The sequence below is a fragment of the Streptomyces sp. NPDC058195 genome (genome assembly GCF_042883525.1).
Lineage (GTDB): Bacteria > Actinomycetota > Actinomycetes > Streptomycetales > Streptomycetaceae > Streptomyces.
The window spans coordinates 192,137-206,380 of sequence record NZ_JBHVVM010000002.1 but is presented as its reverse complement, the minus strand read 5'-3'; the positions used below and the strand labels follow the sequence as shown (position 1 = coordinate 206,380).

Here is a 14,244-nt window from a genome sequence, read left to right as displayed (position 1 = left end):
CGGTCCGGCATCCGGCCGGGTGCTCCTCCCGGTCACCGCGTCGCGCGTGCCGGTGCTCTCGGTGATCGCCACCCGGAGAACCCTAGAGCGCGGCAGGGGTGCAGCCCGCTACACCACGAGGCCGGGTGACAGCTCCATTCCGGCGGACTCCCCGCGTCACCAGAATGGTGATCACACCACGACATGGAACGGCACGGAGGAATCCCATGAAGGCCCTGCTCTGGCTCGTCTTCTTCGGCGCGATCGCCGCGAACGTCTCACTCAACTTCCTGATGGAGGAAAACGCCCTGCACATCGTGCTGAGCGTGGTCTCCGGCGTCTTCGTCCTCGCCTCCGGCACGGGCCTGTGGATGCTGCGCGGCGGGCGCCGCGGGGAGGCTCACGGATAGGAACCGGTCCACCAGGGGAGATGCCCTTGCACGGACTCCGGGGGTAGCTGGGAGAATCGGTCCGCCACAACGGTTCAGTACGTCGCTTCCGTGAGCCGCAGAGCGTGCGATGTCGAGCGACGCCCTCAATGGGGAGGGGGACCGCTGACACCTTCCGGGACGGGGGTGTCGTCGCGCGCCATGCCCATCGACGGAAGGTCTTGACCCAGATGCAGGCCACCCCTGAATCCGTAACCCCGCACGCCAACGAGAACCGCCTCATCGAGAAGCTGTACGGAGAGGTGCTCCGGCGCAACCAGGGCGAGAGGGAGTTCCACCAGGCGGTCCGCGAGGTCCTGGAGACCCTCGGCCCGGTCCTCGCACAGCGTCCGGAGTTCGTGGACGCCCGGATCATCGAGCGCGTCTGCGAGCCGGAGCGCCAGCTGATCTTCCGGGTGCCGTGGTCGGACGACTCCGGCGACATCCACGTGAACCGCGGCTTCCGCGTCGAGTTCAGCAGCTCGCTCGGCCCGTACAAGGGCGGGCTGCGCTTCCACCCCTCGGTCAACCTCGGCATCGTGAAGTTCCTCGGCTTCGAGCAGATCTTCAAGAACGCGCTCACCGGCATGCCCATCGGCGGCGGCAAGGGCGGCGCGGACTTCGACCCCAAGGGCCGCTCGGACGCCGAGATCATGCGGTTCTGCCAGTCGTTCATGACCGAGCTCCACCGCCACCTCGGCGAATACACCGACGTACCCGCCGGGGACATCGGCGTCGGCGGCCGGGAGATCGGCTACCTGTTCGGCCAGTACAAGCGGATCACCAACCGTTACGAGTCCGGCGTCCTCACCGGCAAGGGCCTCGGCTGGGGCGGCGCCCAGGCACGTACCGAGGCGACCGGCTACGGCTGTGTCCTGTTCACCGCCGAAATGCTCCGCAGCCGGGGCGAGTCCCTCGACGGCCAGCGGATCGCCGTCTCGGGTTCCGGCAACGTCGCGATCTACGCGATCGAGAAGGCCCAGCAGCTCGGTGCGACCGTGGTGACCTGCTCCGACTCCAGCGGCTACGTCGTGGACGAGGAGGGCGTCGACCTGGCCCTCCTCAAGGAGATCAAGGAGACCGGACGCGGCCGTATCTCCGAGTACGCGGAGCGCCGGGGCAGCCACGTGAAGTACGTCGCCGGAACGGGCGTCTGGAACGTCCCCGTGGACGTCGCGCTGCCCTGCGCCACCCAGAACGAGCTGCACGAGGCCGACGCCGTCGCCCTGGTGCGCAACGGGGTGAAGGCGGTCGCCGAGGGAGCCAACATGCCGACCACCCCGGAGGCCGTACGGGTCCTCCAGGAGGCGGGCGTGGCCTTCGCCCCGGGCAAGGCGGCCAACGCGGGCGGAGTCGCCACCAGCGCCCTGGAGATGCAGCAGAACGCCTCCCGCGACTCGTGGAGCTTCGCCCACACGGAGGAGCGCCTCGCGCAGATCATGCGCCACATCCACGACTCCTGCTACACCACGGCGGAGCGCTACGGCAGCCCCGGCAACTACGTGGTCGGCGCGAACATCGCCGGCTTCGAGCTGGTCGCGGACGCGATGCTGGCCCAGGGCCTGATCTGACCCGGCCCGGCACCTTCTGAACGCCCCCGGGCCCGGCCGCCGCCCCACGCGGCCGGGCCCGGGGCCCTTCCCCGTCCGGGCACGGAGCGGGGTACGAGGCACGGCCCGCCGGTCAGGCCAGGTATCCGGTACGCCGCCGGAAGCTCTCCGCCACCGTGGTGTTCACGACCACCACCACGGCGAAGCACACCGCCGCCACCGAATGCCCCACCGCGTGCACCGCGTACGCACCACCCCCGAGCACCACCGCCTTGACCAGCAGCACCCCCGCCATCGGCGGCCGGAAGCGGGCCTTGGGCGAGGCGAACAGCCCCCACACCACAGCGGCGACGGCCGGAGCCCCGGCCCCCAGCAGCACCCGGGCCACCACCCCGTCCCCGGCGGCCACCCCCCACCAGGCCAGTGCTCCCAGCGCCGCCAGCTCGACGAGGAACGCCAGGACCTCATTGGCCGCGTACCAGGGACGCCCCTCCAGTGCGGTGGGACCGCCACGCTCTGCGCTTGTCATGGCTTCATCCTCGCCGATGAAGGACACGCAGGTCACCGCATATGTCACGACTCCCGTCACGATTCCCGCCACGGCGCATTCCATGGCCGTGGCCGCCATCCGCTGAGGGAAGACGGCCACGGCCCCGGAACGCTCCCGACGACTATCCCCAGGCGACGAAGTCGACCGTGTCGTTCGTCCGCGGCGGCTCCTGGAGGAGCTGGTGCGGGAAGAGCGGGCGGACGGTGTCACTGTCCGCGTCGAGGAGAACGGCGACGTGGCTGGTGTTGTTCACCCACGACGAGACCTCGTTGGCCGCGCTGGGTCCGTGGACGCCGCCACTCATGGGCAGCGCATGCAGGTCGACGGGGAAGCCCGCGCCGATACCGTAGGCCGGGCCCTGGTCGTTGTAGTCGCGGTACAGGCAGAGCGTGGCGGGCGGGCACGGCTCGCTGTCCTGGAGCTTGACCACGCCGGGCGGCAGATAGGCGGCGGTGTTGGCGCTCGCGGAACCGGGCAGCAGCGCGACGGCCACGGCGGCGATCGCCGAGGCGGCGGCGCGAGCGATTCTTCCGGGGCGCGGGAAACGGGTCGTCATTCTCTCGTCTCTCCAAGGGACTGGCCGCCCGGCAGCGCCGGGCGCGCAGGGGAACGGGCCGCCCCCGGCGGCGAACACCGGCCGGGGCGGCGGAAACCGTGGGAATCCACGGTGGGTGTCTCCACCTGCGACAGAAGTTACGGTCCGTATATCAATAGGTACTGTAGGTCGTCATATTGGCGTGTCTGTCACGCCGACTCCTGAGGTGACCGCCCAGCACTGGCCCTGACCAGCGCGAATGCCGAGATGTGGCACCTCCTCGCCGCCCCTGCGGGGCGCGGGCCGAACCTGTCGCTGTACCCGACCGGTCGTATCGCGAACCGTGCGGGTGCGGTGAGTGCGGGCCGTCGGGCGCGGCCCTCCCTGAGGGCCCCGTTCGCCGCCCGAATTCCGAATCCCGAATCCCGGGGCTCGGGCCCCGAGTCCCGGAGGGGGGTTGTTCACTCTTTCGTGCGTGCGGGGTGGGCGTGGGGCCGGGGCTTGAGCTTCGGGATCCGGGGGCCGGTCCCCGGGTTCCGGGATTCGAGCGGTGTGTACCAACCGGGGTGCTAAGAGGGGTGGTTGGGGAAACCTCCCCGCCTCCCTGCCCCGTCACGGCCAGCAAGTATGACTAGTGGTGATTGAGTTGCGGCGCAGAGTCGCGACTGCTTACGGTGCGAACGAAACGACCCCGGCACAGTGTTAGCGCACTGCCCGGGGTCTGGCCCCAAGATCGCACCCTCTAGAAAGACGATCCCGTGGTTGTTCCCGACCTTAGCCCTGCCTTGCTGGCCCCCGCATCCTCGCGTCCGCATCCGAAGGCGAAGCCCGGTTACGGAAAGCGCTCCGTCGCGGAGCAAGGCCCGCCGCGTGCGGGTGACTTCGTGTTGCTGCCGGTGCGGGAGCGTCATATCGCCGGGTACGTGGACGCGTTGCCGGAGGGGGCCGCGATGGACATCAAGTCGCTGGCCAGGAGCCAGCCGTTGTACGGGCAGATGGCGGTGGGCAGCGCGCTGCGGGCCCTGGGTGTGGCCGGTCATCTGCGTCATGTCCGCTGTCTGGGCGCTGAGGATGGCCAAGTGCGGTGGGTGACGCGGACGTTCTGGTCGCGGATCGCCCACGACAACGAGTGGTGGGACGCCTTCCTCGCCGCCGAGGAGCGCCGTTCGGCGCCGCCGGAGCCAGAGGCGGAGCCCGTGGCAGGAGGCGTGGCAGCGTCCGTGGCGGGGCCCGAGGCGGGGTCCGTGGAGCTCGCTCCGGCTCTCGTGTACGGGCCCGTGGCGGGGCCGGTGGAGCCCGCTCCGGCCTCTGCGCGCGAGCCCGACTTTGCCCCTGCGGCAGTGGCTGCCCCGGTGGTCCCGCGGCAGCGCACCGTGCAGCCGCAGCCGCAGCCGCAGCCGCAGCCGCAGCCGCAGCCGCAGTACCAGCACCAGCCGCAGCCGCAGCCGCAGGACCAGCACCAGCACCAGCACCAGCATCAGTCGCGGCGGGGGCCTTCGCCCGCTTTCGCGGCGCTGGCGCTGCTGGGGCGCAGGGATTCCCGGCTGGCGTTGTCGGCGGCGGACTGCGCGGCGCTGGAGGAGCTGGCCGCCGCCTGGTTCGCGCGGGGGGTGGACGCCGATTACCTCACGCACGCGCTGACGGCCGGGCTGCCCGAGCGGGTCGGCTCGCCCTTCGGGCTGGTCCGTCGTCGTCTGCGGGACAAGCTCCCGCCCCGGCTGCCCGCCACGCCCGTACCGCCCGCCCCGGCGGCCCCCGTGCGGCGGCTGATGCCGGAGTGCACCGAATGCGGCGTACCGGGACGGCCCGAGGCCTTCCGCGACGGGCTCTGCCGCCCCTGCCGCGAACCCGGCACGGCGCCCTGAGCGGCAGGGGCGCCCCTGCCACGTGCGGGCAGGGGCGGGGCCGCGCGTCGGGGTGACCACTCAGGCCGTGTTGGGGACGCGGGCGCCGTCCGACGTGCGGTGCCCGGCCCGGAGCTCTTCCTGATCCTCACGCGCGACCGGGCGTGGTCGCCGGGCAGGTGGGGGCGGTGGGCGTTGCGTACGCTTGGTTCGCGGCTGCCGCCCGACAGCGGCTCCTGAGTCCCGAGGTCCAAGGCCCGAGGTCTGAGGCCCGAGGTCTGAGGGTCGAGGTCTGAGGGTCGAGATCCGAGGGCCTTCGAGGACGAAGACAGGGCCGAACACGGGGCCGCCCGCAGGGTTGTCGGTCTTCCCGTGTGCGGCCACCATTGACCGACTCTCACCGACCGCGTTGAGGAACCGATCAGTTGACTCCGTATTCCCTCGCGTTCTACATGGACGTGATCACCTCCGGAACCGTCCTCGGAGCCGGGCCGATGGACAGCCCCGATCAGGTCACCGCGATCCTGGGCGACGACTTCGCCGAAACCTCCCTCGGCCACCACACCATGTGGCGCGACTACGGGATGGCCGAATTCTTCTGGTGCCGTGCATCGCGCGAAGAGCCCTGGACCGGGCACCACTTCACCCTTCAGGTGCATCGGCTCTCGCTGGGCGGCGGCACGGTCAACCGGGAGATCCGCGAGCGGTACGGCCGCTTCGCCCGCCACCTGCGCTTCGACTCACTGGAACGCTTGATGGCCAGGCGCGGAGTGCACCTGGAGAACGTCCCGGATTCCAACGCTCCGGCCTACAGCCTGCACTGGCAACCGGCCTCCCAGGTGTCCGTCCTGGTGTTCCGGTCCCATGAGCCGGGCGAACGCCGACGCGGGGATGCCCGCCTCGGTGACGTACACACCATCGCCTCGTCGATGACGGCCCAGCAGGTGGCCTGGTACCGGACGCGCTACGGCGGCCGGAACGTCTGAGCGGCGTCCCGAAGCGGGCGCCGGGAACCGCCCACGAGGGGACGCCGGTGAGCCAGACTGGGACATCCGCGGGAGAAGGAAGGCGGGGGTACGGAGATGAGCGTGCCGGGGGCCGTTCCCGAACCGTCCGGTGTCGAGGCGGCGGGCGAGAGGTCGATTGCCGCGCGGTCGATCGCGTACGCGGTGTCGGGCGACCACGCCCGCCTGGTGGTGCTGCCGCCCGAAACGGCGCGCTCGGCGAAGGAGGCCGATGCGCCGCCCCGCACGGCCAACCTGCCCGGTTCGGTCTCGGGGGAGTTCGTCGGCCGCGAGGACGCGCTGACTCGGCTGCGCGAGCTGCTGACCGGCTCCGGCGACGCGGCGGTGACACAGACGGGCGCGGTGCACGGGCTCGGCGGCATCGGCAAGAGCGCCCTGGCCCTGCGCTACGCCGTCCGGTACCGGCACACCTACACCCTCGTCTGGTGGATCAACGCCGAGACGCCGGAACTCATCGAGAGCGGACTCGGCGCGCTGGCCGCCCGGTTGTGCCCGCACTGGGCCCTCGACGCCACAGCGGAGGAACGTACGGCGTGGGCGGTGGCCTGGCTTCAGTACCACCCGGGCTGGCTGCTCGTCTTCGACAACGTCGAGCACCCGGACCACCTGCGGCCCTACCTCGGTTCCCTGCCCGGCGGGCACCATCTGGCGACCAGCCGCAAGGCCACCGGCTGGCACGCGATCGGCCCCACCCTGCCGCTGGGCCTCCTCGACCCCGCCAGGTCCGCCGACCTTCTGTGCAACATCGCCTACAACGGCCAGGCACCCACCCCCGAGCAGCGCGAGGAGGCCGAAGCCCTCGCCGCCGAACTCGGATACCTGCCCCTGGGCCTGGAGCAGGCCGGTGCCTTCCTGCACCAGACCGGCAAGGACATCGCCGCGTACCGGAGGGCGCTGCCGCGGATGCTGTCCAAGAGCTCCGAGGGCATCGACCCCGAGCGGACCGTGGCCCGCGTCTGGAACCAGTCGCTCCAGGCCATCAGCGAGCGCAACCCGCTGGCCGTGGCCCTCCTCGCCACCGCCGCCTGGCTCGCCCCGGACAACATCCCCCGCAGTCTCATGACGCCCCTCGCCCGCGCTCAGGCCCCCGGCGCCGACGAGGACGAGGCCGAGGACGCGGTGGACGAAGCGCTCGGCGTACTGCACGCCTACAACATGATCACGCTCTCGGGCCCCACCCTCGGCGTGCACCGTCTCCTCCAGGTCGTCCTGCGCACCTCCACCACCGGCGCCGACCGCTCCGCCACCGGGAGGACCGGCGCCGAACTCGCGCTCCTGGCCGCCCTCCCGCCGCCGGACGCTCCGCTGCCGGCCGTCACACGGCAGTGGGAGGAGCTGATGCCCCACATCACCGCGCTCGCCAGCCACCTCCCCCCGGCCGACGCCGCGACCGAGGCCTCCGGCCTCTTCGACCGCGCCGTCGCCCACGCCCTGCGGGCCGAGCAGATGGCGCGCGCCCTCCCGCTCCTCGAACGCATCGCGGAGCAGCGTGAGCGGGTGCTCGGCGACACCCACCTCCACACACTGGTCAGCCACAACAACCTGGCCTACGCATACGAGCGCGCGGGCGACCTCGCGCGGGCCGTTTCCCTGTACGAGGTCACGCTGGAGCAGTGCGAGCGGGTGCTCGGGGTCACCCACCCCAGCACGCTGACCAGCCGCGGCAACCTGGCCTCCACCTATGCCCGCGCGGGTGAGGCGGAACGTGCCGTCGCGTTGTGCGAGGTCACGCTGGAGCAGTGTGAGCGGGTGCTCGGGGACACCCACCCCGATACGTTGAGGAGCCGTAACAACCTGGCCTACGCCTATGAGCGCGCGGGTGAGGTGGGGCGTGCCGTCGCGTTGTGCGAGGTCACGCTGGAGCAGTGTGAGCGGGTGCTCGGCGACGCCCACCCCGGCACGCTGAGGAGCCGTAACAACCTGGCCTTCGCCTACGAGCGCGCGGGTGACGCCGCGCGCGCCGTCCCCCTGCACGAAGCCACGCTGGCACAGCGCGAGCGGGTGCTCGGGGACACCCACCCCGACACGTTGATCAGCCGCGGCAACCTGGCCTACGCCTACGAGCGCGCGGGCGACGTGGCGCGGGCCGTCCCGCTGCTCGAAGCCGTGCTGGCCCGGCACGAACGGGAACTCGGCCGCACCCATCCCGACACGGTGATCTGCCGCGACAACCTCGCGCGGGCGAGGGCGGCTCTGGAAGGAGGGCCGCCCTCGTGAGAACCGCGCGGGCCCGTCCCCTACCCCTCGGCCGGGGCCACCCCGACCGGGCAGGACAGGCCCGTGCCGCCGATGCCGCAGTAGCCTCCCGGGTTCTTGTCGAGGTACTGCTGGTGATACGGCTCCGCGGGCCACAGGGGGCGGTCCCCGGCCGGGAGGATCTCCGTGGTGATCGTGGCGTGACCGGCGGCCGTCAGGACCTTCTGGTAGGCGTCACGGGAGGCGAGTGCGGCGGCCTGCTGCTCGGGGGAGTGGGTGTGGATCGCCGAGCGGTACTGGGTGCCCACGTCGTTGCCCTGGCGGAAGCCCTGCGTCGGGTCGTGGGACTCCCAGAAGAGCTTCAGCAGCTCCGCGTACGACACGGCCTTCGGGTCGAAGACCACACGGACGGCCTCCGTGTGGCCGGTCAGGCCCGAGCAGACCTCCTCGTACGCGGGGTTCTCGGTGTAGCCGCCCTGGTAGCCGGTGAGGGTCGTCCAGACTCCGTCCCGCTGCCAGAACGTGCGCTCGGCACCCCAGAAGCAGCCCAGCGCGAAGTCCGCGACCTCCAGGCCCTCGGGGTACGGGCCCAGCAGCGGGTTGCCGAGGACCGTGTGGCGGGAGGGGACGGAGAATTCGGGGACCGGGCGTCCCTTCAGGGCCTCCTCGCGGGCGGGGAGCTGCGGGGTGCGGCGGTGCGGGAACATGCGGGGCTCCTCCTGGGATGGGTCTGCGGTCCGTACAACGTGGCGGGGGCGCGGAGGATTCCGGCCGGGCCGTCCGGCCGGGTACCGGCTACCGGGAGAGCGTCGCCGCGCTGCCGCCGTTGGCCTCGTAACCGGCCACCGCCAGCGCCCGGTAGACCGCGTACTCGGCGGCCGGGTCGGGGTCCTGCGTCCACGGCAGCGCACCCACGTGTCCGTCGATGCGGACGAGCTGGTCCATCGCCTCCGCCCAGCGCTCCATCCGGACCAGGAACAGGACCAGCAGGTGGCGTACGTGCGCGAGCATCGGGTCGTCCGGGCGGGCCGCGTGCACCGCGAACAGGGCGCCCTCGACCGCCTTGGTCACCACCGCGCCCCGGTAGAAGCCCTGCACCAGATTGACCTCGGGCAGGTGCTCGTACACCGCGAAGAGCGGCAGCGCCGCCAGCAGCGAACCCTGCGGGGCGCGGGCGGCGGCCGCGGTGGCGAACCGGTCGGCGTCCTCACGCGAGCCGTGCCACTTCTCGCACCAGTAGTGCAGTGCCGCGATGTGCGCGCCCATGTGCGCCGGGGCCCGGTCGATCACCTTCGCCCAGAGCCGGTCGAACTCCTCGGGGGAGTAGCCCAGTCCGCGCCCCACCGCCAGCTCCACGAGGTACGGGACCGGGTCGCCCGGCGCCAGCAGGGCGGCTTCGCCGCAGACCGTACGGGCCTCCTCCAGGATGATCCGGAAGTCGTCCGTTCCCGCCGTCGACGAACGCCACGCCTGCTGCACCAGGAACTCGGCGTGCACCGCGGCACCGCCCGCGTCCTTCGGCGCCTCCGCCCGCCACGTACGCAGCCAGGCCCCGCCGGCACCGGGCCGCCGCGCCAGCTCCAGCGAGGCCGCGCCGGCGAAGGCCTGCACCCGCTGCCACCGCACCTCGCCCTCCTTGGGCGTACCGGCCAGCAACTGCGAGGCCGCCCGCCAGTCCTGGGTGCGCTGCACGACGTCGAGCACGTCGAGAAGATCCCGGTCCGGGCCCGGCAGCCGGACATCCAGCTCCTCCTGGCGGACGAAGCCGTACGTCTCGGGGTCGGCGGCGTCCGGCGAACCGGGCGCGACCTGGCGGATTCCGCCCCGGCGGCGCAGCACGAAGGGGCCGACGACCGCGGCGAGCATGCACAGGGCGATCAGGAACCAGAGAATCTCCATGCCCCCATTGTCACCGGACGGCCGGGTAGCCCTGTGAGCGCCCTCACGACGAACTACGCTCGGGCCCCATGAGTGATCAGCACAGCTTCGAAACCCTCGCGATCCACGCGGGGAACACCGCCGACCCCCTGACCGGGGCCGTTGTTCCCCCGATCTACCAGGTGTCCACGTACAAGCAGGACGGAGTGGGAGGGCTGCGCGGCGGCTACGAGTACAGCCGCAGCGCCAACCCGACCCGCACCGCGCTGGAGGAGAACCTCGCGGCCCTGGAGGGCGGCAGCCGCGGTCTGGCCTTCGCCTCCGGCCTCGCCGCCGAGGACTGCCTGCTCCGTACGCTGCTGGCCCCCGGCGACCACGTGGTCATCCCCAACGACGCGTACGGCGGCACCTTCCGGCTGTTCGCCAAGGTCGTCTCGCGGTGGGGCGTGGAGTTCTCCGTCGCCGACACCTCGGACGTGGCGGCGGTCCGGGCGGCCATCACCCCCCGCACCAAGGCGATCTGGGTGGAGACCCCGTCCAACCCGCTGCTCGGCATCACCGACATCGCCGCGATCGCCGCAGTGGCCCGCGCCGCCGGTGCCCGCCTCGTCGTCGACAACACCTTCGCCAGCCCGTACCTCCAGCAGCCCCTGGCGCTGGGCGCCGATGTGGTGGTGCACTCCACCACCAAGTACATGGGCGGCCACTCGGACGTCGTCGGCGGCGCGCTGATCACCGACGACGCCGGTCTGGCCGAGGAGCTGGCATACCACCAGAACGCGATGGGCGCGGTCGCCGGGCCCTTCGACGCCTGGCTGGTGCTGCGCGGCATCAAGACCCTCGCCGTCCGCATGGACCGGCACAGCGAGAACGCCACCAAGGTCGCCGACCTGCTGACCCGGCACCCCAAGGTGACCCAGGTCCTCTACCCGGGCCTGCCCGAGCACCCGGGCCACGAGATCGCCGCCAAGCAGATGAAGGCGTTCGGCGGCATGGTGTCGTTCCGGGTCGCGGGCGGCGAGGAGGCGGCCGTCGAGGTCTGCAACCGGACCAGGCTGTTCACCCTCGGCGAGTCGCTGGGCGGCGTCGAGTCGCTGGTGGAGCACCCGGGCCGGATGACGCACGCCTCGGCGGCGGGCTCCCCGCTGGAGGTGCCGGCCGACCTCGTCCGCGTGTCCGTCGGCATCGAGAACGCCGACGACCTGCTCGCCGACCTGACCCAGGCACTCGGCTAGGGTCTTTCGTTTGGATCAGGCTGGATCAGGGAGCGGGGGCTGGTGCGTGCAGCTGCAAGGCGGAGGAAGGAGCCGACGCGGAGCGTCGGTGACTGACGACAACGCGGCAGATGTGCGTGCCGGCCCCCGCGAGCCCGGCATGATCCAAACGAGAGGCCCTAGGCCACGCCGTACGCGTCCGCTCCCGGACGGACCGTCCTCCAGGCGGAGGCGGCCCGTCCGGGACGCTCACCAGCCGTCCAGCGGGGTCGTCTCGGACGGAGGCACCTCCCAGGGGTGCGTGCGCGACGCCCAGACCGCGAACGCCAGCACCGCCACGCACGCCACCAGCACCATCAGCCGGCGGACGGCCAGCCGCCGCCGCAGCGACCGGCCGCCGCGCTCCGCCGCCCGCCGCCCCAGCTCCACGGGCACCTGCGGATGCGGGCCGTCCAGCATCCGCCGGACCTGCTCCTCACGGTCACCGGACCGGCTCATCGCACCATCCCCGGCAGGCCGGGCACGCCCCGCCGCACGGTGGGGGGCCGGGTGCCGCGCATCGTGGCCACCGAGCGGTTGCAGATCGCCCGCACCCGCTCCACCGGAGCCCCGAGCAGGGCCGCGGTCTGCTCCTCCGCGACCCCCTCGTACAGCCGCAGCACCAGCACCAGGCGTTCCAGGGGCGTCAGTATCTCCAGCACTCCGCCGCGCGGCCGGTGATGGCGCCAGACCTCGCGGGAGAACCGCGCCGCCAGCTCGCGCCGCGTGCGGTCGTACGGATCCTCGCCGCGCAGCCGCTCCCACCGCGCGTACGTGTGCGCCAGCGCGGCCGTCAGCAGCCGCTGGGCCCGCGGATTGGCGCCCGGGGGCCGCATCGGCTCGGCGGTCAGCAGCGTGGCGGTGTGCAGCAGACGGCTGGCCGCGCCCCCGACGAAGGTCTCGAACTCCTGGGCGCGGCGCCGCTCCCGGCCCGTCTGGCGCTCTCGCACAGTCCACATACGAGCCCGGCGCGGTGCCCCGGGTCAAGAGGTGTGCAACGGCCGGAAGCGGTCGCGGCCCCTCCGCCGCCGGGCCGCCCGGCCCGCCGTCAGGTGGCCGACTGCGCCTGGTGCGCGGTCTGCCGGGCGGCCAGCGAGGCGTTGAACCGGGTGAGCAGCGTGCAGAACGTGTCCCGCTCCTCGTCCGTCCAGTCGCCCGTCACCTGTGTCATCAGCGCGCGCCGGGAGCCGCGGACCTCGTCCAGCCGGGCCTGGCCGCGCGGCGACAGCTGGAGCACGACGGCCCGGCCGTCCTCCGGATGCGAGGTGCGCTTGACCAGGCCGGTGTCGACGAGCGGCGCGACCTGCCGGGTCACGGTCGAGGAATCGATGCCCATGCCCGCGGCGAGCGCCTTGACCCCCATCGGACCTTCCCGGTCCAGCCGGTTGAGCAGCAGATACGCGGCCCGGTCCATGGAGTTGCGCACCTGGCCGATACCGCCGAGGCGGGTCTGTTCGGCACGGCGGGCGAATACCGCGACCTGGTGCTGCAGGGCGTCGAGTACGCGATCGGAACCCGAGGGTTCGGGGGCGTCCTGAGTGGTCATGGCCGGGAGCTCTCTCCGTACGTTGGCGGGTGGGTGGGGGACACAGTACGCGGCCACCGGGCAACGCGTACCAGTGCTGCACAAACCCGTGGACAACGGTTCAGGAGGGGGCCGGACGCGGCGGCGGGCGGGCGGAAGGGGCCGTCAGGGCTGCGAGACTTGAGAGATGAACCTCCGTGTGACCGGCCCCTGCCCTCCGGTGATCCTCGATGACGTCCTGGGGGCGCAGAAGATGCTCTCCGGGGTGGCCAGGACGACCGCCATGGAGGGCAGCCGCCACCTCGGCGAGCTGGTCGGCGCGCCGGTGCACTTCAAGTGCGAGAACCTCCAGCGGACCGGCTCGTTCAAGCTGCGCGGCGCGTACGTGCGGATCGCGGGCCTGTCCCCGGTGGAGCGGGCGGCCGGGGTCGTCGCCGCGAGCGCGGGGAACCACGCGCAGGGCGTCGCCCTCGCCTCCTCGCTGCTCGGTGTGGAGGCCACGGTCTTCATGCCGCTCGGGGCGCCGCTGCCGAAGGTGGCCGCCACCCGCCAGTACGGGGCACGGGTCCGGCTCCAGGGGCATGTCGTCGACGAGACGCTGACCGCGGCGCAGGAGTACGCGCAGCGGACCGGCGCGGTCTTCATCCATCCCTTCGACCACCCGGACATCATCGCCGGACAGGGCACCGTCGGCCTGGAGATCCTCGAACAGTGCCCCGAGGTGCGGACCATCGTCGTCGGGATCGGCGGCGGCGGCCTGGCGGCGGGCATCGCGGTGGCCGTCAAGGCGCTCCGGCCCGACGTACGGATCGTCGGGGTGCAGGCGGAGGGCGCGGCCTGCTACCCGCCCTCGCTCGCGGCGGGCCGCCCGATGTCCATCGACGCGCCGCACACGATGGCCGACGGCATCAAGGTGGGCCGCCCCGGCGACGTACCGTTCGACCTGGTCAGGGACCTGGTCGACGAGGTGCGCACGGTCTCCGAGGACGAGCTGTCCAGCGCGCTGCTGCTCTGCCTGGAGCGGGCGAAGCTGGTGGTGGAGCCCGCCGGGGCGAGCCCGGTCGCGGCCCTGCTGAGCGAGCCGGGGGCGTTTCACGGGCCGGTGGTCGCGGTGCTCTCCGGTGGCAACGTCGACCCGCTGCTCATGCAGCGCGTCCTGACCCACGGCATGGTGGCGGCCGGCCGCTACCTGAGCCTGAGCCTGCGGCTGACCGACCGCCCCGGCGCACTGGCCACGCTGCTGTCCGTGCTCTCGGCGGCCGACGCCAACGTCCTCGACATCGGCCACGTACGGACCGACCCCCGGCTCGGGCTCACCGAGGTCGAGGTGGAGCTCCAGCTGGAGACGAAGGGGCCCGAGCACTGCGCGGAGGTCTCGGAGGCGCTGCGCGCGGCCGGGTACCTCGCGGTGGACTGAGCGCGACGGCCCGGGGCCGGGCGGCGCCGCACACCCGAGGAGCCCCCGGTGGACGTACGCGCGT

The 14,244-nt window shown here is 72.5% G+C and carries 14 protein-coding genes; 7 read left to right on the top strand and 7 right to left on the bottom strand.

Annotation, left to right across the window (positions count from 1 at the left end; translation table 11 throughout):
* Positions 1 to 206 precede the first annotated feature (206 nt).
* The gene (locus ACFVWY_RS03065) at positions 207 to 389 is read left to right on the top strand and encodes a hypothetical protein (RefSeq protein ID WP_389866739.1); all 183 of its coding nucleotides are present in this window, start codon (positions 207 to 209) and stop codon (positions 387 to 389) included.
* A gap of 209 nt (positions 390 to 598) precedes the next feature.
* Positions 599 to 1,978 (top strand): NADP-specific glutamate dehydrogenase, encoded by a 1,380-nt coding sequence (gene gdhA, locus ACFVWY_RS03060; RefSeq protein WP_389867089.1) that lies wholly within the window; start codon positions 599 to 601, stop codon positions 1,976 to 1,978.
* A gap of 112 nt (positions 1,979 to 2,090) precedes the next feature.
* Here gdhA and ACFVWY_RS03055 read toward each other — a convergent pair whose 3' ends face one another.
* Entirely contained in the window at positions 2,091 to 2,486 is a 396-nt protein-coding gene (locus ACFVWY_RS03055; protein ID WP_389866737.1) for a YrdB family protein, read from the bottom strand.
* A 142-nt stretch (positions 2,487 to 2,628) separates the two neighbouring features.
* Positions 2,629 to 3,063 carry a peptidase inhibitor family I36 protein gene (locus tag ACFVWY_RS03050; protein ID WP_389866735.1) on the bottom strand — a complete coding sequence of 145 codons (435 nt, stop codon included), beginning with the start codon at positions 3,061 to 3,063 and terminating at the stop codon, positions 2,629 to 2,631.
* Between the two features lie 863 nt (positions 3,064 to 3,926).
* On the opposite strand from ACFVWY_RS03050, the gene ACFVWY_RS03045 reads away from it, so the two are divergent.
* The 3 genes from ACFVWY_RS03045 to ACFVWY_RS03035 all read left to right on the top strand — a co-directional run bounded on the left by ACFVWY_RS03045 (position 3,927) and on the right by ACFVWY_RS03035 (position 8,128).
* Positions 3,927 to 4,907 carry a MarR family transcriptional regulator gene (locus ACFVWY_RS03045; protein WP_389866733.1) on the top strand — a complete coding sequence of 327 codons (981 nt, stop codon included), beginning with the start codon at positions 3,927 to 3,929 and terminating at the stop codon, positions 4,905 to 4,907.
* Positions 4,908 to 5,311: 404 nt separating this feature from the next.
* A complete protein-coding gene (locus tag ACFVWY_RS03040; protein ID WP_389866731.1) occupies positions 5,312 to 5,872 on the top strand; it encodes a hypothetical protein in 561 nt (186 codons plus the stop codon).
* A 96-nt stretch (positions 5,873 to 5,968) separates the two neighbouring features.
* Positions 5,969 to 8,128: a tetratricopeptide repeat protein gene (locus ACFVWY_RS03035; protein WP_389866729.1), complete on the top strand. Its 2,160-nt coding sequence runs from the start codon at positions 5,969 to 5,971 to the stop codon at positions 8,126 to 8,128.
* A 20-nt stretch (positions 8,129 to 8,148) separates the two neighbouring features.
* On the opposite strand, the gene msrA is transcribed toward ACFVWY_RS03035, so the two are convergent.
* Both msrA and ACFVWY_RS03025 read right to left on the bottom strand, forming a co-directional pair.
* Positions 8,149 to 8,814 (bottom strand): peptide-methionine (S)-S-oxide reductase MsrA, encoded by a 666-nt coding sequence (gene msrA, locus ACFVWY_RS03030; protein ID WP_389866727.1) that lies wholly within the window; start codon positions 8,812 to 8,814, stop codon positions 8,149 to 8,151.
* An 88-nt stretch (positions 8,815 to 8,902) separates the two neighbouring features.
* The gene (locus ACFVWY_RS03025) at positions 8,903 to 10,006 is read right to left on the bottom strand and encodes a hypothetical protein (protein WP_389866725.1); all 1,104 of its coding nucleotides are present in this window, start codon (positions 10,004 to 10,006) and stop codon (positions 8,903 to 8,905) included.
* A 68-nt stretch (positions 10,007 to 10,074) separates the two neighbouring features.
* Between ACFVWY_RS03025 and ACFVWY_RS03020 the strand changes: the two genes are divergently transcribed.
* Positions 10,075 to 11,220, top strand: coding sequence for a cystathionine gamma-synthase (locus ACFVWY_RS03020; protein WP_389866724.1), 1,146 nt, complete (start codon positions 10,075 to 10,077; stop codon positions 11,218 to 11,220).
* A gap of 228 nt (positions 11,221 to 11,448) precedes the next feature.
* On the opposite strand, the gene ACFVWY_RS03015 is transcribed toward ACFVWY_RS03020, so the two are convergent.
* The 3 genes from ACFVWY_RS03015 to ACFVWY_RS03005 form a co-directional block, all read right to left on the bottom strand.
* Positions 11,449 to 11,697 carry a hypothetical protein gene (locus ACFVWY_RS03015; protein WP_389866722.1) on the bottom strand — a complete coding sequence of 83 codons (249 nt, stop codon included), beginning with the start codon at positions 11,695 to 11,697 and terminating at the stop codon, positions 11,449 to 11,451.
* Positions 11,694 to 12,188, bottom strand: a complete 495-nt coding sequence (locus tag ACFVWY_RS03010; RefSeq protein ID WP_389866721.1) for a sigma factor-like helix-turn-helix DNA-binding protein — start codon at positions 12,186 to 12,188, stop codon at positions 11,694 to 11,696. Before ACFVWY_RS03010 ends, ACFVWY_RS03015 begins: the two co-directional genes overlap by 4 nt.
* 98 nt (positions 12,189 to 12,286) lie before the next feature.
* Positions 12,287 to 12,784 (bottom strand): MarR family winged helix-turn-helix transcriptional regulator, encoded by a 498-nt coding sequence (locus tag ACFVWY_RS03005; RefSeq protein ID WP_389866719.1) that lies wholly within the window; start codon positions 12,782 to 12,784, stop codon positions 12,287 to 12,289.
* Positions 12,785 to 12,950: 166 nt separating this feature from the next.
* On the opposite strand from ACFVWY_RS03005, the gene ilvA reads away from it, so the two are divergent.
* Positions 12,951 to 14,180: a threonine ammonia-lyase gene (gene ilvA / locus ACFVWY_RS03000; protein WP_389866717.1), complete on the top strand. Its 1,230-nt coding sequence runs from the start codon at positions 12,951 to 12,953 to the stop codon at positions 14,178 to 14,180.
* The last annotated feature ends 64 nt before the right edge of the window (positions 14,181 to 14,244 follow it).